The 18,898-nt window shown below is 70.1% G+C and carries 13 protein-coding genes; 5 read left to right on the top strand and 8 right to left on the bottom strand.

The annotated features are described in order from the left end of the window. Positions 1-23 precede the first annotated feature (23 nt). The 4 genes from AC07OC_RS21675 to AC07OC_RS21690 form a co-directional block, all read right to left on the bottom strand. On the bottom strand, positions 24-1,049 hold the full coding sequence (locus AC07OC_RS21675; RefSeq protein WP_494602207.1) for a pseudouridine synthase: 1,026 nt from the start codon (positions 1,047-1,049) through the stop codon (positions 24-26). A gap of 106 nt (positions 1,050-1,155) precedes the next feature. Next, on the bottom strand, positions 1,156-3,501 hold the full coding sequence (locus AC07OC_RS21680) for a putative bifunctional diguanylate cyclase/phosphodiesterase (RefSeq protein WP_218293064.1): 2,346 nt from the start codon (positions 3,499-3,501) through the stop codon (positions 1,156-1,158). After that, a complete protein-coding gene (locus AC07OC_RS21685; protein ID WP_218340615.1) occupies positions 3,501-4,079 on the bottom strand; it encodes a methylamine utilization protein in 579 nt (192 codons plus the stop codon). The genes AC07OC_RS21680 and AC07OC_RS21685 overlap by 1 nt, the downstream gene beginning before the upstream one ends. Before the next feature lie 68 nt (positions 4,080-4,147). Beyond that, on the bottom strand, positions 4,148-5,038 hold the full coding sequence (locus AC07OC_RS21690) for a DUF4394 domain-containing protein (RefSeq protein ID WP_218293063.1): 891 nt from the start codon (positions 5,036-5,038) through the stop codon (positions 4,148-4,150). Positions 5,039-5,432: 394 nt separating this feature from the next. On the opposite strand from AC07OC_RS21690, the gene AC07OC_RS21695 reads away from it, so the two are divergent. Continuing rightward, positions 5,433-7,136, top strand: coding sequence for a methyl-accepting chemotaxis protein (locus tag AC07OC_RS21695; RefSeq protein WP_218293062.1), 1,704 nt, complete (start codon positions 5,433-5,435; stop codon positions 7,134-7,136). Between the two features lie 13 nt (positions 7,137-7,149). On the opposite strand, the gene AC07OC_RS21700 is transcribed toward AC07OC_RS21695, so the two are convergent. Beyond that, positions 7,150-7,875: a Crp/Fnr family transcriptional regulator gene (locus tag AC07OC_RS21700; protein WP_255591280.1), complete on the bottom strand. Its 726-nt coding sequence runs from the start codon at positions 7,873-7,875 to the stop codon at positions 7,150-7,152. Between the two features lie 172 nt (positions 7,876-8,047). On the opposite strand from AC07OC_RS21700, the gene AC07OC_RS21705 reads away from it, so the two are divergent. Continuing rightward, complete coding sequence (locus tag AC07OC_RS21705; RefSeq protein ID WP_218340589.1) at positions 8,048-9,235, top strand: ABC transporter substrate-binding protein; 1,188 nt, start codon at positions 8,048-8,050, stop codon at positions 9,233-9,235. 82 nt (positions 9,236-9,317) lie between these two features. Here the strand turns inward: AC07OC_RS21705 and AC07OC_RS21710 are convergent, their stop codons facing one another. The 3 genes from AC07OC_RS21710 to AC07OC_RS21720 all read right to left on the bottom strand — a co-directional run bounded on the left by AC07OC_RS21710 (position 9,318) and on the right by AC07OC_RS21720 (position 14,923). Further along, positions 9,318-11,723, bottom strand: coding sequence for a glycosyl hydrolase family 18 protein (locus AC07OC_RS21710; RefSeq protein WP_218340590.1), 2,406 nt, complete (start codon positions 11,721-11,723; stop codon positions 9,318-9,320). A gap of 582 nt (positions 11,724-12,305) precedes the next feature. Further along, positions 12,306-13,160 carry a general secretion pathway protein GspB gene (locus AC07OC_RS21715; RefSeq protein ID WP_218340591.1) on the bottom strand — a complete coding sequence of 285 codons (855 nt, stop codon included), beginning with the start codon at positions 13,158-13,160 and terminating at the stop codon, positions 12,306-12,308. Positions 13,161-13,162: 2 nt separating this feature from the next. Next, positions 13,163-14,923 (bottom strand): ExeA family protein, encoded by a 1,761-nt coding sequence (locus AC07OC_RS21720; RefSeq protein ID WP_494602211.1) that lies wholly within the window; start codon positions 14,921-14,923, stop codon positions 13,163-13,165. A gap of 237 nt (positions 14,924-15,160) precedes the next feature. Here AC07OC_RS21720 and AC07OC_RS21725 point away from each other — a divergent pair, with 237 nt between their 5' ends. The 3 genes from AC07OC_RS21725 to AC07OC_RS21735 are packed head-to-tail and all read left to right on the top strand — an operon-like array spanning position 15,161 to position 18,878. After that, positions 15,161-17,107 carry an AMP-dependent synthetase/ligase gene (locus AC07OC_RS21725; protein ID WP_218341427.1) on the top strand — a complete coding sequence of 649 codons (1,947 nt, stop codon included), beginning with the start codon at positions 15,161-15,163 and terminating at the stop codon, positions 17,105-17,107. Positions 17,108-17,144: 37 nt separating this feature from the next. After that, entirely contained in the window at positions 17,145-17,930 is a 786-nt protein-coding gene (locus AC07OC_RS21730; protein ID WP_055400027.1) for an ABC transporter ATP-binding protein, read from the top strand. A gap of 18 nt (positions 17,931-17,948) precedes the next feature. After that, complete coding sequence (locus AC07OC_RS21735; protein WP_218297233.1) at positions 17,949-18,878, top strand: branched-chain amino acid ABC transporter permease; 930 nt, start codon at positions 17,949-17,951, stop codon at positions 18,876-18,878. Positions 18,879-18,898: the final 20 nt, after the last annotated feature.

An 18,898-nucleotide genomic window follows, 5' to 3' on the forward strand; every position in this document is an offset into this window, starting at 1 on the left:
AAGAAGCCGGGGCGCGCGGCCTGTCAGAACCGTTCGCCGGGAGAAAGGTAGCGCCACTGCCCGACCGGCAGGTTGCCCAGGGTGACACGGCCGATGCGAATGCGCTTGAGCCCCACCACCTTGAGCCCCACCAGCTCGCACATGCGGCGGATCTGGCGCTTCTTGCCTTCGGTGAGCACGAAGCGCAGCTGCTCGGGGTTCTGCCAGTCGACCTGGGCGTGCTTGAGCGGCTGGCCGTCGAGCGCCAGGCCGTGGCACAGCCGCGCGAGCTGTTCGCGCGGGAAGGCCGACTGCACGTCGGTGGCGACATCGCCGTACTGCACGCGCACGAGGTACTCCTTGTCCACCGTGGAGTCCTCGCCGATGAGCTGGCGCGCCACACGGCCGTCCTGGGTGAGAACGAGCAGGCCCACCGAATCGATGTCCAGCCGCCCGGCCGGCGCCAGGCCACGCAGCTGCGGCGGCGAGAACCGGTTGCGGCTGGGGTCGTCGCGCCAGTGCGTGCGGGGGTTGATCAACGCCACGGCGGGCGTGTGGCCGTCCTCGGCCTGCCCGCTCACATAGCCCATGGGCTTGTGCAGCAGGATGGTGACGCGCTGCTCCTGGAACCCCTGGGCGACCTTGTCGACCTCGATGCGGTCGGTGGGCAGCACCTGCACGCCCATCTCCGCGACCTCGCCATTGACCTTGACCCAGCCCTGGGCGATCCAGTCATCCGCCTCGCGCCGGGAGCACATGCCCAGCTCGGCCATGCGCTTGTTCAGGCGGGAGCTGACCAGGCCGTTGGGTGCCACGGTGCGTGCGGCAGGCGGGGGTGCCTGCCGCACCGGCGCGACAAAGCCGCCCGACGCCGTGCGGTAGGTGGGCGGTGCGGGCGCGCGGGAGGGCCGGGGCGGCGGCGCGGGACGGTCGGGCGCTGCCTTGGCCGCCTTGGCTTCGATGACGGGACGGCGAAGCACGGGGCGCGGCGCGGGTGCGGACGGGCCGCCGGCATCCGGGGCGGGAGCCGCCGCGGGGCCGGCGGGCGGACGGGAACTGGAAGAGGACATTGCGCGTATTTTCGCCTGTGGGCCGCACGGGCCTTGCGGGCCCGGCGCGGAAAGGCCGGCCGGCGGTGCCTCTGCGGCATCCGCCACCGGTGAAAAACCGGACAGCTTACCCCTGGCGCGCCTGCCAGGCCAGGAAATCATCGACGGGCAGGGGCCGTGCAATGTGGTAGCCCTGCGCCTCGTCGCACGCCAGTGAGCGCAGCCGCTCCAGGATGTCCGCGGTTTCCACGCCCTCGGCCACCACGCTGAGCCCCAGGTTGTGTGCCAGGTCGATGGTCGAGCGCACGATCATCGCGTCGTCCTCGCCCGCCGCCATGCCCATCACGAACGATTTGTCGATCTTGAGCTCGTCCACCGGCAGGCGCTTGAGGTAGGCCAGCGAGGAGTACCCCGTGCCGAAATCGTCGATGGAGAGCTTGAAGCCCTGCTGGGACAGGCGGTTGAGCATGGCCTCGGCGCGCTGGGGGTCGTCCATGATGGCGCTTTCGGTGATCTCCAGGCAGAAGGCGCTGGCGGACACGCCATGGCGCACCAGGATGTCGGCCAGCCGCGCGCTGAGCTCCGGGTCCAGCAGGTCGCGCGTGGACAGGTTGACCGAGACCCTGAGCGGCAGGCCCCGGGTGCGCGGGTCGGCCAGCAGGCGCGCGACCTCCTCGAACATCCACAGCGTGAGCTGGCGCACAAAGCCCGTCTGCTCGGCGAACGGGATGAACTGCATGGGCGGCACCAGGCCGCGCTGCGGATGCTGCCAGCGCACCAGGGCCTCGGCGGCCAGGCCGGGCTGGCCGCGCAGCGCCACCTTGGGCTGCAGGTACAGGCGCAGTTCGCGGTGTTCGACGGCGCGGCGCAGTTCGGTCAGCAGGGACAGGGTCTGCGTGCTGGCCGAATCGAACGACGCGTCGTACTGCAGCGCCCCGCTGAGCTTGCGCTTGGCGGCGTACATGGCGATCTCGGAACGGCTGAGCAGCGTGTCGGCATCGTCCGCGTCGCCTGGCCAGCAGGCAATGCCGATGCCGGCGCTCAGGTCCACCGTCTGGTCCTCGAAGGCCAGCGGCTCCTCGAACGAGCGCGTGATGCGCAGCGCGGTGTCGTGGGCGGCGGCCGCATCGGCGCCCTGCAGCAGCACGGCGAATTCGTTGCCGCCCAGGCGTGCCACCATGTGGCCGGGCAACGGCACCTGCTGGCGCAGGCGCTCGGCCACGGCCTGCAGCAGGCGGTCGCCGAAGGCATAGCCGAGCACGTCGTTCACATGCTTGAAGCGGTCCAGGTCGAGCGTGAGCACGGCCAGCGGCTGCGGTGGCCCTGCCGCCACGCCGCCCGCGCCCGCGATCGCCTGCACCACCGCTTCGCGAAAGCGCTCCCGGTTGGGCAGTCCGGTGAGCCGGTCCCAGTAGGCCAGGCGGCGGATTTCCGTTTGCTGCGCGCCGATGTCCACGCGCATATGGTCGAACGAGCGCGCGAGGTTGCCGATCTCGTCGCTGCGGGCGGTGTGCGCCAGCGGCACGTCGTACTCGCCGCGCGAGAGGCGCTGCGTGGCGGCCAGCAGCGAGCGCAGCGGCGTGGTCAGGCGCTGCGCCACCAGCCCCGTGCCCACCGCGAACAGCAGCACGCCGGCGACGGTGATGATGGCCAGCAGCACCTGCAGCTGGCGGTAGGGCGCGAGCACCTCGTCCACCGAGCGCAGCAGCAGCGCCTGCACCTCGCCGCCCACGCTGTGCAGGCGGATGGTGCGCGCCAGCAAGGTGCCTTCCGGCGTCTGCAGTTCACCCGAAGCAATGCCCTGGCGCTGCAGCAGCGCCAGCGGGCCGGGCGGCAGCGTGCTCACGGGCACCTGGACCGAGCCGTCCGCGCCCTGGACGACCAGCGCCACATGCACCGACAGCAATTGCCGCATCTCGTCGGCCAGCGGCTGGTGGATGGGAAAGCCCATCAGCACCCAGCCGATGACCACCGGTGCGCGCAGCGGCACCATCACGAACTGGTAGGGCACGCCGTCCATCACCGCGATCTGGCTGCCCTGGGCCTGCGCGGCCAGCGGCGGCACCAGTTCGCGCAGGGTGGCCGGAAACGCCTCCATGCTGCCCGACAGGCTGACCGCGCGCAGCGTGAGGTCGGTGCCCAGCAGCGCCGTCACGGCGGCGCCGATGCGGCTGCCGTGGTTCTCCAGCACGGACTGGATGGTTTCCTCGTCGCCCGAATTCACGGCGGAGCGAAAGCCGTAGTCGGCCGCGAGCAGGGCCGAGCCCTGGCGCAGCTTGTCGGCGTTCTGTTCGAGGAGCCGGCGCCAGACGTTCTCGTCCAGGTCCAGGGCCTGGGCGATCTGGGCGCGCGCATTGCGCTCGATGGTGGCGCGCACCACCGCAAAACCCGCCGCCTGCACGATGAGCAGCAGCAGCAGCGAGAGTCCCACCAGCCGCAGGATCAGGCTGCGCCGCAGCAGGCGCAGCTGCATCAAGGCTGCAACCCCGCCAAACGCACCGACGCGGCGACGCCGCCGGCGGCGGGCACCGTCAGCGCCTGCTCCTGCGCGGGGGCGCCCACCGGCAGCCGCGTGTGCCAGGCGCGCAGCGTGTAGGTGCCGGGCGGCACATTGTCGAGCTGCGCCCTGCCCGTGGCGGCGGAGCTGCGCGCGTAGTGCGGGGTGTCCACCACCAGGATCCAGCCCACCATCTGGTCGTGGATGTTGCAGCCGAGCACCACCACGCCCGGCCGGTCGAACAGCACGGGATTGGAGGGCGTACCGGTGTAGAGCTTGAGCTCGAATTTCTTGGCGGGCGAGAACGAATAGACGTGGTGGCGCACCGAGTCATGGTTGGGAAAGCGCACCTCGGTGCCCACCGGCACCACGAGCACGCCGGGCACGAACCTTCGCTTCTCCTGCGCCATCTCCACACCGGCCAGCGGCCGGGCCTGCCGGGCCGCGTCGGCCGAGTCGAGGAACACCACGGCGTCGGCCAGCGGCTTGCCCGCGGTGTCCAGCACGTCCACCTGCACCGTGGCACCCCGCGCCGCCGTGGCCAGGCCCGCCATGCACGCACCGGCCAGCAGGAACGCGGCCACCGGGCGCCCGGTGCGGCGCGCGGGAAAGCAGGCATGCGTCATGGTTCGATGGCCATGCCCAGCAAGGGCGCGCCCTCGCCCACCCTGCCCAGCGCACGGGTGGCGCCAGTGTCCAGGTTCACCAGGTGCAGCCGCGTCTGGCCGTCGGCCGGCGTGCGCACGGCGATCAGCGCGGTGTTGCCGACATCCGAGATGTCGAACGACACATCGGTCAGGGGCCCCAGGCCCAGCGGCCCCACGGTGCGCAGCTGGCCGGTGTTGGGCGACACCACGGGCGTGGCGCCTTCCCGCGAGCCCTGCGTCACCAGCACGCCGAGCGCACGGTCGATGGCGTAGTTGGTGGTGAGCTTGCCGTCCTGCGCGTTGTAGGTATAGGCGGCGCCCGCGATATCGGGCGCGCGGCCGGCGTTCGTGTCGCTCCAGGCATAGCGCAGGGCCGGGTCGGGCTGCACGCCCTCGACGGCCGGGTCGCCGTCCACCACGGCGCCGGTGTCCGGGTGCAGCCGCAGGTTCTGGCCCGCGTTCGAGACGACGCGGATGCGGTCGGCCACGGGGTTGAAATCAAAGCCGAAGGCCGTCCCCCGCAGGGCCAGGACGGCCGGCGTTGGGCCCACGGGGCGCAGGGCGCCGGTGGGGATGTCGAGCGTGTACAGCCGCCCCGCCTGCGAGAGCGCATACAGCACGCCGCGCGCCACGCGAAAGTCCAGGCCCACCAGTCGCTCGCCCGGGGCCAGGCCCGTCACGGAGCGGCGCTCCAGGATGCGCTCCGGCTGGCCGGCATGGAAGGTGATGAGCTCGTGCGACGCCGTGACCGCGACGACCAGTTCGCGCTGGTCCGGCGCGGGTGCCGTGGCGCAGCTGGCGAGCGCGGCGACCACCAGCGCGGCGGCAGCGGCGCGGCACGCCAGGGGGAGGGAAAGCGGGTTCATCCTGAGGCCTCACATCTGTAACGGGTTTATACATGATGGGGTGCGCCACCGGGAGCCACCGGCCAACGAAGCACCCGCCAAGTGCTACCAATCAAATAGCAAAAAACCCAATGCAGCACACCGATTTTCCGCATTTTCCCTCATTTTCCACAGCCTCCACCCCGCCTTCTGCCGTGCGGGAGTGGTGCACGCCCTGGAAGGCCATTTGTAACAAACACCCATGCACAACGGGCATGGCGCCATCCGCAAGCCTCATGACACTTCTTGTCAATTCTGCCTACACTGCCCTGGGCCGGCGTGCGGGGCGCGGCCGCCGGCCCGGCTGATGCGGGCCCCGTTATTGCTTTGCCTTGTGCATCCCGATCCATTGCACCCAGAGACCTCAAGGAACACCATGCCGGCCGCTTCATCACTTAAATCCCTGTCGATCTCCAGCCGGCTCGGCCTGGGCTTCGGCTGCATGCTGGTGCTGGTGGTGGCCGTCGCTGCCGTGGGCCAGCTTTCCGTGGGCAAGGTGCATGAGCAGATGCGCCAGGTCACCGGTGCCGGCGCCAGCAAGTCCAAGCTCGTCAACGGCATGCTGGAGAGCGTGAGCGCCATCGGCATCCAGAGCCGCTCGGCGGCCATGCTCAACGATATCGACCCCAAGCAGGCACACGAACAGATCGCTGCAATTTCCGCGACGCTCAAGGAATATGGCCGCCAGGAAACCGCCCTGGGCGAACTCCTCACCCCCGCCGGCGCCACGCCCGCCGAGATCAAGCTGCTGGGCGAGGTGCAGGCGCTGGGCCGCAAGGCGCGCCCCGAACTCGACAACGCGATCAAATCGGCCGACGACGGCGACACGGTGAGCGCGACCCTGGCACTGATGACCCGCGTGGCGCCCGTGGAAACCGCGTGGCGCGCCAAGCTGCGCGAACTCATCGAGCTGCAGAACAGCCTCAACGCCGACGCCACGGCCTCGGCCGAGCAGACCCAGAGCAACGCCCGCATGGTGGGCGGCCTGCTGGTGCTGCTGGCCATCGGGCTCGGCGCGCTGATCGCGTGGCGCATCACCGCCAGCATCACCGCCCCCATCGGCCGCGCCGTGGTGGTGGCGGAACGCATCGCGCGCGGCGACCTCACCTCGCAGGTGGAAGTGCGCATCCAGGACGAAACCGGCCGTCTGCTGGAAGCCATCGCCGCCATGCAGGAGCGCCTGCGCACGCTGGTGGGCGAGATCGGCCAGACCGCCGACTCCATCCTCGTGGCCAGTTCGGAAGTCGCCTCGGGCAACCTGGACCTGAGCCAGCGCACCGAGCAGACCTCGCACAATCTGCAGGGCGCGGCCACCGCGCTGGTGGACCTGACCGGCACCGTGTCGCAAAGCGCCGACTCGGCCCGCCAGGCCAACCAGCTCGCCTCCACCGCGTCCGACGCGGCCACGCGCGGGGGCGAGGTGGTGTCACAGGTCGTGCGCACCATGGACACCATCAGCGCCAGTTCGCGCAAGATCGCCGACATCATCAGCGTGATCGACGGCATCGCCTTCCAGACCAACATCCTGGCCCTCAACGCCGCGGTGGAAGCCGCCCGCGCCGGCGAACAGGGCCGGGGCTTCGCCGTCGTGGCGGGCGAAGTGCGCAGCCTGGCCGGCCGCTCGGCCAATGCCGCGCGCGAGATCAAGGCCCTGATCGGCGCCAGCGTCGATCAGGTGCAGGAGGGCAGCACCCTGGTGAACCACGCGGGCAAGACCATCGAGGAGCTGGTGCTGTCGGTGCGCCGCGTGTCCGACATCATGGGCGAGATCACCGCCGCCACGCAGGAACAGAGCCAGCGCATCGGCCACGTGAGCCATTCGGTGGGCGAACTCGAGGAAATGACGCAGCAGAACGCCGCCCTCGTGGAGGAAGGGGCCGCGGCGGCCGACAGCCTCAAGGACCAGGCGGGCCGCCTCACCCAGATGGTGGGCACCTTCCGCCTCACGCGCGATGGCGGCGGCGAGAACCACTGGAGCGGCGGCGCTGCCTCGCCCGCGCCGGTGCCCGTACCGGCGCCCCCGCAGCGCGCCAGCCTGCAGCCCCCTTCGCGCGGCCAGCAACCCTCGCTGCCGGGCTGAGGCCCGCCGCCGCTCAAACGCCCTGCTGCAGCGGGAAGATGCTCGAGCGCAGCGCCAGCAGATCCAGCACGCGCAGGCCGCCGTATTCCACCCGGATCGCGCCCTGCGCCTCCAGCGCCGCCAGCGCCTCGTTCACGCGCTGGCGCGACAGGCCCACCAGATAGGCCAGCTCCTGCTGCGTGATGCGCAGCACCTCCCCCACGCCGGGGTACAGCACCGGGTTGAACAGCGATGCCAGGCTGCGGGCCACGCGCACGTCGGGGTTGTTCAGGCGGTCGATCTCGCGCGCGGCGATGAACTGGCCCAGCCGCTCGTTGAGCTGGTTCATCACGAAGCGGTTGAAGCCGATGGAGTGGTCCAGCAGCCAGTGGAAGCTGTCGATCGGCAACCCGGCCACCACGCTCTTGCGCAGCGCCTGGATGTTGTAGCGGTAGGGTTCGCGCTTCAAGGCCGTGCCCTCGCCAAACCAGCCCCCGGGCGGCAGGCCGGCGTAGGTCATGGTCTGCCCCTGCGCGTTGTCGCTGCTCATCTTGAGCAGGCCCTCCACCACGCCAAACCAGTAGGTCACCGGCCGCCCCACCCGGCAGACGTAGTCGCCCGCGTTGGCGTCCCCCACCAGCAGCGACGCCACGGCCCGCTCGCGCTCGGCGGGCAGCAGCAGGCTCAGCCAGGGTATGCCGCCGAGCTCGTCCACCGTGGGCGGCCGGCGCCGCTGGTGGAGCGAAAGATCCTGGTTCATGCGTGAGTCCATGGCGGTGCGGGTCCGGGGGAGAGCAACAAAGGGGGCATGCGATGCGGGAATACCACGACCCGGATTGTCGTCAGAACGACAAAAAAATGTCAATTGTGACGGGATGATGTCGCCTCCCCAGCAGCCGATGCGCCCGCCTGGGCCACCCGAGGAGACACGCATGCCCGACAACCACCCGCCCGCAGGCCTGGCACGGCCAGCCATCCGCCCTTCGCCACGCCTTGCCCGGCGCCAGCTGCTGGCCGCGGCCGTCAGCCTGCCCTGGCTGGGACTGGGCAGCGCCCGCGCGCAGGAAGGGGCCATCCGGATTGCACAGTCCACCGCCCTCACCGGCCCGCTGGGCGATCTCGGCTCGGCCATGCACCAGGGCGCCAAGGCGGCGTTTGCGGGCATCAATGCACGGGGCGGCATCCACGGCAAGACCATCGAGCTGGTCACCCAGGACGACACCTACGACGTGCCCAAGGCGCTGGCCAACATGACGCAGTTCCTGGCCGATCCGGGCACCTTCGCGCTGTTCAACTGCATGGGCACGCCCATGATCGACGCCATGCTGCCCAAGGTGGTCGACAGCGGGATCCCGTTCTTCGCGCCGTTCACGGGCGCGCAGCTGAGCCGCACCAAAAGTGCCCGCAACGTGTTCAACATCCGCGCGAGCTACGCCGACGAGGCCGAAAAGCTGGTGCAGCACCTGTCCACCATCGGCATCCAGCGCATCGGCATCGTCTACCAGAACAACTCGTTCGGCAAAGAGGTGTTCACCGCCGCCAAGCAGTCGATGGACCGCCTCAAGCTGCCCGAGGCGCTGACCGTGACGGTGGAGAACAATGCCTCGGACGCGGGCACGGCGGCGGCCAAGCTGGCGGGCGGCAACCTCGAGGCCATCGTGATCGGCCTGGCGGGCAAGCCCACGCTGGAGTTCGTGAAGGCGTTCCGCGCCATCAAGCGCGGCGTGACGCTGTATGCGCTGTCGGTGATGGGCACGCCCGCCACCGTGAAGGCCCTGGGCGCAGACGCCACGGGCATGGCGATCTCGCAGGTCGTGCCGCTGCCCTCCAATGCGGTCATGCCGGTGGTGCGGGACTTTCAGGCGGCCTGGAAGGCGGCGGGCGCCACCGCAGAACCTTCGCACCTGGCGCTGGAGGGCTACATCAACGCCCGCGTGTTCGCCGAGGCACTGCAGCGCGCGGGGCGCAACCCCACGCGCGCCGCCTTCATCGATGCCACCTGGAACCTCAAGAAGTGGGACCTGGGCGGCTTCGAGATCCATGCCACCACCCCGGACCGCAACGCCTCGCGTTTTGTCGAGCTGACGCTGGTCGGGCGCGACGGGCGCTTCCTGCGCTGAGCCCGGGCCTCGGCGGCCTTCGGCCGTTCTGCCCTCCCCCGGCCACCGGACGGGCGCCGCCCGCCCCGTGGCGCGGGCGGAATCAGGGCACCTGAACCACCACCGCGGCGGACAGGGGGCCTTCGTTGCCGGATGCGTCCAGCATGCTGACCTGGTAGCTGTGGCTGCCGCTGAGCGCGGTGGTGTCGGTGTAGGCCGGATCGGTGACCGTGGCGATCGCCACGCCGTCGCGGTACACCCGGTAGCTGGCGGCACTGCTTGCAATGAAGGACTTCTTGACCGCCTGCATCTGCGGGTTGGTGCCAGACTGCGGCAGATAGCCGTAGTTGATGGTCCACACCAGCGTGCCGCCCAGGCCCTGCTCGCGCACCCATTTGCCCTTCTCGGCGATGGAGCGCTCATCCTCGAAGCTCAGGTAGGTGACCGGCGTGGAGCCCCGGTACCAGGGCTGCGAGTACGTGATGTACCCCTGTTTGGCCACGTCGTCCCAGCGATACGCGGCGCCGGGCTGCCCGAAGGCGTTTTCCTCCACCAGGCGCTGGTAGTTGTTCATCCAGTCGCCGTTGTCCACCCAGCCCTGCATGCCCGTGAGGTCCTGGCGCGGCCCCGTCACCGGACGGGGGTAGTACACGCCGTAGAGCCCGATGCCAATGCCCAGCTTGGTGCGCGGCACGCCCGCGCTCAGGTAGGCCTGCACCGTGGAGGCGATGGACGTGGGGTGCAGGTCCCCCTCGCCGAACAGGGGGGAGTGGTGCCACGACTTCCAGCCCCAGTCGCCCGCCATGCTGTAGGTCATCAGGTTGTACTGGTCCACCAGCTCGGCCACCTGGGCGTGCCAGGGCGTGATGTCCGGCTGGTTCTTGTTCACCCAGAAGCCGGGCCAGCTCAGTTCCAGCGGCGCGTTCGGCGCCTGGTAGCGGGCACGCAGCGCCGAGGCGGCGCGCAGCTCGCGCAGCAGCGCCAGGGCCTGGGCGCGGCCGACCTCGGTGTCCAGCTTTTCTTCCCAGTCGATGTCCACGCCGTCGTAGTTTTTCTGCACCGCCTTGTCGAGGATGTTCTTGATGAAGCGTGCGCGCACCGTGGGGTTCGCCGTGGCGGCGATGAACCCCGCGCCATCGCTGTCCCCGCCCACCATCATCACCGCCTTGACGCCCGCCGCATGGGCCTTGGCGATCAGCGCGTCCTCCACGTTGGCCAGATGGCCCGTTCCGGCGCCCTCCAGCAGATCGCCCGCCTGTCCGCCGGGCAGCGAGCCCAGCGCGGGCGCATAGCGGCCGAACACGAAATGGGTCATGGTGGTCATGTCCACGGCGTCCGGCGGGAACAGGTTCCAGAACCAGCCCGCGTAGTAGCCATTGACCCACTTGCCGCTCTTGGTCACGGGGGTCCAGCCAACACGCACGCCCTGCTGGGTGGCCGTGGCGGTGACGCCGCCCACCGGGGGCAGCGGGTTGCCTGCGTCCACCGTCACGTTGACGAGCGCGCTGGTGGCCTGGCCCGCGCTGTTGACGCACTCCAGCGTGTAGGCGGCGCTGGCGGCAGGACTGACCTGCTCGCTGCCCTGCACCGGGCGCGCACCGCTCCAGCCACCCGAGGCGGTGCAGCCGGAGGCGTTCTGCGACTGCCAGTCCAGGCGCGCGCTTTCTCCCGGCCGGATGCGGCTGGGCGTCGCGGCGAAGCTGGCGATGGTGGGGGGCACCGGCGGCGGACTGTTGCGCACGAGGATCACCGTGGAGGCCCCGGTGGCGTCTCCCTGCGCGTTGCTGCAGCTCAGGCTGTAGGTGGTCGTCACCACCGGGCTGGCGGGGGCGGTGCCGCTGACGGGGCGGTCGCCGCTCCAGCCGCCGGATGCCGTGCACGTGGCGGCGTTCTCGGTGCTCCACGCCAGGGTGCTCGTGGCGCCAGCGTCAATGGTGCCCGGGTCCGCCCCGAACGACAGGATGCGTGGCGGCGCGGGCGGCGGCGGCTCGGCCCCGCCTTCGATGACGAGCTGGGCCAGGCCTTCTCCGCCGGCCTCGAAATACTCCATGCGCACCGTATGGTTGCCGGCCGCCAGGGGCAGTTCGGCCACGTCCATCGTGATGCCGTGCGGGGTCCAGTTGTCGATCACCCGCTGGCCGTTGACGAACACGCGCACGCCATCGTCGGTGAACGTCACGAACCGGGCGGTGCCGGCCGCAAAGGGCACCGAGGCCGTCCAGCGCGCCGAGAAACCGTCCACCGGCAGCCGGGGGTCGGGGCTGTCGGTCATCCAGTAGCGGTCGATCGGCCCCTCCTCGCAGCGGGTCAGCACCGGTGCGCCGGACAGTCCGGTATTGGGAAAGTACTCCGCCAGCCACTGGCCCGGCGCGCAACTGGCCTGCGCCATCGCGCTGCCGCCGGCCAGCATCCAGGAGGCGGCCAATAGCCGCAGCAGGGTCCCGGCATGGCGGGACCGGATGCGCCAGGAGCGCGCTGCGCGCTCCCTCGCCGCTGGTAGATGGGGCATGGTGAAATTTCTCCTGGAAGACAAGGCAAAGGGCAAAGGAAAACAAAAACGCCGCGCGGCAGAACGGTGTGATTCCCGAATCAAATGTGGCTTTGACGCTTGTCCCATATTGATTCTTTGCTATTGGATTCATACCGGCAGCAGGCACGGCGCTTTGGCGGCGGCAGGCAGGAACGCAGGCCTTGCAGGCAGCGCTCCGCCACCGGGCCCATTGTCCGAAGGGGTGGGCGGCAAATCCATCCGACTGATGTCCTACGACCTTGTGCGCCGGGTCGTAAGACCCGCTCCCCCCACCCCGAACGCGGCGCGCGGCAGAAAGGCGTGGCCGCCCCGTGCACCGGCGCAGGCTCCCCCCGGTGGCGCACCGCGGTCCACCGGCCCACGCCAAGCCCGGCCCGCACGGAGCCCAGGCGCTCGCCGCCCTGCGGCGGCGGCCAGCCCCGCAAAAGCGCGCTCAGCGCGGCCCGCGCCAGGAGAGCAAAAGAGTCCACGGCCGCGCCACGGGCGGCCCTGGTGGAGCGGCAGGCATCATGCAGACGCACCGGCCGGCATCCCAGGGGGTGCCGGCGCCCCGGGGACGCCCTATTGCGCGGCCACCGCGTACCGGTAGCCGCGGAAGGTCCAGACCGTGCGCCCCGGCTCGATCTTCTCCAGCACCAGGCCCGGCGCGGCCTGGTCGCCCTCGTGCAGCACCTGCCCGTTGACGATGGCCATGCGGTACACCGGGTTGCTGGAATGCGTGGCCCCCGTGACCTTGAGCGCGGGCAACTGCGCGCGCAGGGTGTCCGGCAGGTCGGTCTGGGCGAACACCGGGCTCGCGGGCGGCGGCGCGGCGCCGGGGTCCTGCGTGGCGCGCGGGGCAGACCCGTTGGCTGGGAGCGGCGCGCCAAGCGACTCACGCGGGCGCGCCGGATCGGCCGCCGGCGCCCGTGCGGCGGGTGGTGCCACCACCACCGCGGCCACAGGCCGCTCGCGCTCACGCGCGGTGCCGCCGCGCTTGTCCGCCGCGCGCTTGCTGTCCGCCGGGCGCGGCTCGGGTGCGGGCGCCGGCGGGGCCGCCCGGGCGAGCGCGGGCTCTGGCGGCGGCGCCGGCACGGAAGAAGCCAAGGGGGGCGGCGGCGCCACTGGAGCTGCCGTTGTGACAGGTGCTGTGGGTGTGGCGGGCGCGGGAGGGGCAGGCGCCACCACGGCGGGCGCGGCCGGGGCCGCCGCCGTCGCCACCGGGGCCTGCGGCCGCAGGGCCCACCAGGTACCACCGGCCGCCAGCCCGGCCACGCCCAACACCACCACCGCCACGGCCCAGAGCGGGGCCGGCGCCGCCCGGTGGACGGCGGGCAATTCCCCGGCCGCGGGCGCGGCCTGGGAGTGCAGGCCCGGCACGGCCCCCCGGCCGCGTTCGGCGTCGGCACGCCGCAGCGCATCAAGGATGTAGGACATGGTCAGTCTCCGTTGCGCAGGCGCGGCTCGTTCACGCCCGTGGCGCGGTTGAGCAGCATGAGTGTCAGGGGGCCGGCACGGCCATCGGGCGTCACGCCCTGGGCCAGCTGGAAGCGGTGGATGCGCGACTGGCGCAGCGCGGGTGTCACCGGCCGGCTGCCGGAGCCCGTGCCGCCGGCCGCCTTGCTGGCCAGTTGCTGGTCCAGCCAGGCCGCGCCGGCCGGGGTGTCGCTGATCTCGCCGCGATCGGGCATGCCGGCCGGGGCGCGCCACAGCGTGGCGATGTCGCCGCGCCACGCCTGCGCCAGTTCGGCCACCGGCACCCGCAGCGTGCGGCCGCCGCCTTCCAGCGTGGCGGTCTCGCCGTCCAGGCCGCGCAGCAGCACGGAGACCGGGGCCTCGGCTTCATCCGACGGATACAGCGCGAGCAGCACGGGCCGGTCGATCTGCCGCACCAGGTTCAGGCCCGCGCGGCGGTTGCGGTAGCAGCGCAGCCCCTCGCGCGGCAAGGTGGCGCAAGCGTCCGCCCCCGCGGGCAGCTTCACGCCCCAGGCCGAGGCCAGCGCCTGCCAGGCCGGCGCGTCGCTGGCGGGCTGCGCCAGCACGAATTGCTCCAGCGCGGAAGGTTGCGCCCCCGGCGGGATGGCGGCCGCGGCCGCCCCCTGCGCGGCGGACGCGGTGGACGCCGCCGCCAGCACCGCGGGCGCCACCAGGGGCGCGGCTATGGGCGGCGGGGGCGTGGCGGCGGGACGGGAGGCCGCGCGCGATGGAGCGGCGGCTCCGGCGCCCGTGGCCGCCTGCGGCCCCGGCTGCGGCGCGGGCCACAGGCCCAGCGCCCAGCCCGCCGCCGCCACGGCCACGGCACCCGCCACGGCGCCCAGGCCCGTGGACGCCCAGCGCGGCAGCGGTGGCCGCGCGCTGCGCGCCGCGGCGGCCGATGCCGGTGCGTCGAACACTTCGCGCGCGGCGCGGTTGACGATGGCCCTGGTGACCTGGCGCGCCCCCGCCGCGTAGGCGCCGAGCAGCGCCCGGTCGCACAGCAGGTTGATGCGCCGGGGCACGCCGTGGGAGAGCGCATGCACGCGCTGGATGGCGCGCCGCTCGAACGGGATCGGCCCGTTGAGCCCGGCCACGGCGAGGCGGTGCGCGATGTACTGCTGCGTCTCCTGCGGGGTCAGGGCGTCCAGGTGAAAGCGCGCGATCACGCGCTGGGCCAGCTGCTCCATCGAAGGCCGCGCCACCATGGCGCGCAGCTCGGGCTGGCCGATGAGAATGATCTGCAGCAGCTTGCGCTCGCTGGTCTCCAGGTTGGTGAGCAGGCGCAACTGCTCCAGCACGTCGGCCGCGAGGTTCTGTGCCTCGTCGATGATGAGCACGTTGTTGCGCCCCGAGGCGTGCGCGGCCAGCAGCGACGCGTTGAGCGGGTCGATGCAGTCCTTGACCGTCTCCACCCCCGGCACGGCCGGCTTGTGCGGCACGCCGAACTCGTCGCAGATGGAACGCAGCAGCTCGCCCACGGTGAGCTTGGGATTGAAGATGTAGGCCACGTTGCAGTTCGCCGGAATCTGCTCCAGGAAACAGCGGCACACCGTGGTCTTGCCCGTGCCCACCTCGCCGGTGAGCAGCACGAAGCCGCCGCCCGCATCCAGCCCATACAGGAGGTGCGCCAGCGCCTCGCGATGCCGCTCGCTCATGAACAGGTAGCGCGGGTCCGGTGCTATGGAAAACGGGGGATGCTGAAGACCGAAAAACGGGGCGTACATGCCGTGAGGATACCGCCCCGCCATGAAACGACCCCCGGCCGTACCCGGGCACAGCGCGGGGCCTGCCCGGACAGGGAGGCAGGGTTTCACCCACCGAGTAGTTTCCCGTAAATTGTCGTCGGCAAGACAAGATGGCGTCAAAGTGGGTCCTAGCATTGGACCCAACGCGCTGCCACAAGGCACCCAGCCGCGCCCCGGCAGCCCCCGGGCCGACACCTCTTACTTTTAGGAACCGGAATGAAGACCACGTTCCCGCAATTGCTGCTCAAGCATGCCGCCGAGCGCCCCGACGCGCCGGCGCTGCGCGAAAAAGAATACGGCATCTGGCAGACCCACAGCTGGGCCGACCTGGTGCGCCTGGTGGAACAGGTGGCGGCCGGCCTGCACCTGGCGGGCCTGCAGCGCCACGAGCACATGGTGGTGATCGGCGCCAACCGCCCCCGCCTGTATGCCACCATGCTCGCGGCGCAATCGCTGGGCGCCATTCCGGTGCCCCTGTACCAGGACGCCGTGGGCGCCGAATGCATCTTCCCCCTGAACAACGCCGAGGTGCGCTTTTGCCTGGTGGAAGACCAGGAACAGGTCGACAAGCTGCTCGAGATCCGCGCGCAGTGCCCGCAGATCTCGAACATCTTCTTTGACGATCCGCGCGGCCTGCGCAACTACGAGGAAGAAGGACTCGCGTCGCTGGACTCGCTGATCGAGGCGGGCAAGGCGCATGCCGCCAGGAACCCCCAGTGGTTCCGCGCCGAGGTGGCCAAGGCCCAGCCCGACGATGTGGCGGCGATGTTCTTCACCTCGGGCACCACGGGCAACCCCAAGGGCGTGGTGCACACCCACAGCACGCTGCTGGACCGCGCATCCGCGGGCGCCGAGTTCGACAAGCTCACCAGCAGCGAAGAGGTGCTGGCCTACCTGCCCCCGGCCTGGATCGGCCAGAACATCTTCAGCTATGCGCAGTGGCTGGCCTGCGGCTACGTGGTGAACTGCCCCGAGTCGGCCAGCACCGTGACCATCGACCTGAAGGAAGTGGGCCCCACCTACTACTTCGCGCCACCACGCATCTTCGAAGGCCTGCTCACCAGCGTGATGATCCGCATGGAAGACGCGGGCACCCTCAAGCGCAAGATGTTCCAGGCCTGCATGGCCGTGGCCCAGCGCGTGGGCCCCGCGCTCATGGACGGCCTGCCGGTGGGCACGCTCGACCGCATCAAGTACGCCCTGGGCAACCTGCTGGTGTACGGCCCGCTGCGCAACAACCTGGGTTTCAGCCGCGTGCGCGTGGCCTACACGGCGGGCGAGGCCATCGGGCCCGACCTGTTCACCTTCTACCGCTCCATCGGCATCAACCTCAAGCAGCTGTACGGCTCCACCGAGACCGCCGTGTTCGTGTGCCTGCAGCCCGACAACCAGGCGCGCGCCGACACCGTGGGCGTGCCCATCCGGGGCGTGGAGATCAAGGTCGCCGACAATGGCGAGATCCTGGTCAAGTCCGCCGGCCTGCTCAAGGAGTACTACAAGAACCCCAAGGCCACGGCCGAGGTGCTCACGGCCGACGGCTGGTACCACACGAGCGACGCGGGCTTCCTCGACGCGCACGGCCACCTCAAGATCATTGACCGCGTGAAGGACGTGGGCCGCATCAAGGGCGGCGCCAACGATGGCGCCATGTTTGCGCCCAAGTATGTGGAGAACAAGCTCAAGTTCTTCCCGCACATCAAGGAAGTCGTCGCCCTGGGCGACGGCCGCGAGAAGGTGTGTGTAATGGTCAACATCGACTTCGACGCCGTGGGCAACTGGGCCGAGCGCCGCAACCTGCCCTACGCGGGCTACACCGACCTGGCGCAAAAGCCCGACGTGTACGAACTGATCCGCGAGTGCATCGAGAAGGTCAACGCCGACCTCGCCACCGATTCCATGCTGGCGGGCAGCCAGGTCAGCCGCTTCCTGGTGCTGCACAAGGAACTCGATGCCGACGACGGCGAGCTCACGCGCACCAACAAGGTCCGCCGCGGCTTCATCGCCGAGAAATACGGCGTGCTCGTGGACGCTCTCTACGCGGGCCGCACCGAGCAGTACATCGAGACCCAGGTCAAGTTCGAGGACGGCCGCACGGGCAGCGTGAGCGCCACCCTGAAGCTGTCGGACACCAAGACCTTCGCGCCGGTGAAAAAGGCCGCATGACCCCGCACCCCACCCATTGAGTCCAGGCATTCAATCCATGACCAAAAAGAAGATCGGTGACGTCATCCTCGACGTCAAGAACATCAGCCTGCGGTTTGGCGGTGTGAAGGCGCTGACGGACATCTCGTTCAACGTCAAGGAGCACGAGATCCGCGCCATCATCGGCCCCAACGGCGCGGGCAAGAGCTCCATGCTCAACTGCATCAACGGCGTGTACACGCCGCAGGACGGCTCCATCACCTTCCGCGGCAAGACCTTCTCGCACATGAACTCGCGCCAGGTGGCCGAGATGGGCGTGGCGCGCACGTTCCAGAACCTGGCGCTGTTCAAGGGCATGAGCGTGATCGACAACATCATGACCGGGCGCAACCTCAAGATCAAAAGCAACCTGCTGATGCAGGCGCTGCGCATCGGCCCGGCCGAGCGCGAGGAGATCCGCCACCGCGAATACGTCGAGCACATCATCGACTTCCTGGAAATCCAGGCCTTCCGCAAGACCCCCGTGGGCCAGCTGCCCTACGGCCTGCAAAAGCGCGTGGACCTGGGCCGGGCCCTGGCCATGGAGCCCCAGGTGCTGCTGCTCGACGAGCCCATGGCCGGCATGAACGTGGAAGAGAAGCAGGACATGTGCCGCTTCATCCTCGACGTGAACGACGAGTTCGGCACCACCATCGTGCTCATCGAGCACGACATGGGCGTGGTGATGGACATCAGCGACCGGGTGGTGGTGCTCGACTACGGCAAGAAGATCGGCGACGGCAGCCCCGACGAAGTGCGCAACAACGAAGACGTGATCAGTGCCTATCTGGGCACGAGCCACTAAGGGCGGGAGAAAAAAACAATGGCATTCTTTCTCGAAACACTGATCGGCGGCCTCATGGCCGGCATGCTGTATTCGCTGGTGGCGCTGGGCTTCGTGCTGATCTACAAGGCATCGGGCGTCTTCAACTTCGCGCAGGGCGCGATGGTGCTGTTCGCCGCGCTGGCCATGGCCCGCTTTGCCGAGTGGATTCCCAAGTGGACGGGCATCAGCAGCCCCATCGTGGCCAACCTCGCGGCCTTCGTGATCGCGGGCGCCATCATGTTCGTGGTGGCCTGGCTGATCGAGAAGCTGGTGCTGCGCCACCTGGTGAACCAGGAAGGCGCCACGCTGCTCATGGCCACGCTGGGCATCACCTACTTCATGGAAGGCCTGGGCCAGACGCTGTTTGGCAGCGACATCTACAAGATCGACGTGGGCATGCCCAAGGACCCGATCTTCATGCTGGACAGCCTCTTCCAGGGCGGCATCCTGGTGAACAAGGAAGACGTGATCGCCGCCGCCATCGCCGCCGCCCTGGTGGCGCTGCTGTCGGTGTTCTTCCAGAAGACGTCCACCGGCCGCGCCCTGCGCGCCGTGGCGGACGACCACCAGGCCGCGCAATCCATCGGCATTCCGCTCAACCGCATCTGGGTGATCGTATGGTGCGTGGCCGGCGTCGTGGCCCTGGTGGCCGGGATGATCTGGGGCAGCAAGCTCGGGGTGCAGTTCTCGCTGACCACGGTGGCGCTGCGCGCGCTGCCGGTGGTGATCCTGGGGGGCCTCACGTCCGTGCCCGGCGCCATCATCGGCGGGCTGATCATCGGCGTGGGCGAGAAGCTGTCCGAGGTGTACCTGGGCCCGTTCGTGGGCGGGGGCATCGAGATCTGGTTCGCGTATGTGCTGGCGCTGGTGTTCCTTCTGTTCAGACCGCAAGGTTTGTTCGGGGAGAAGATCATCGACCGCGTGTAACCCATAACAACAAGAACAGG

It is taken from the genome of Acidovorax sp. GW821-FHT10E04, assembly GCF_059415185.1.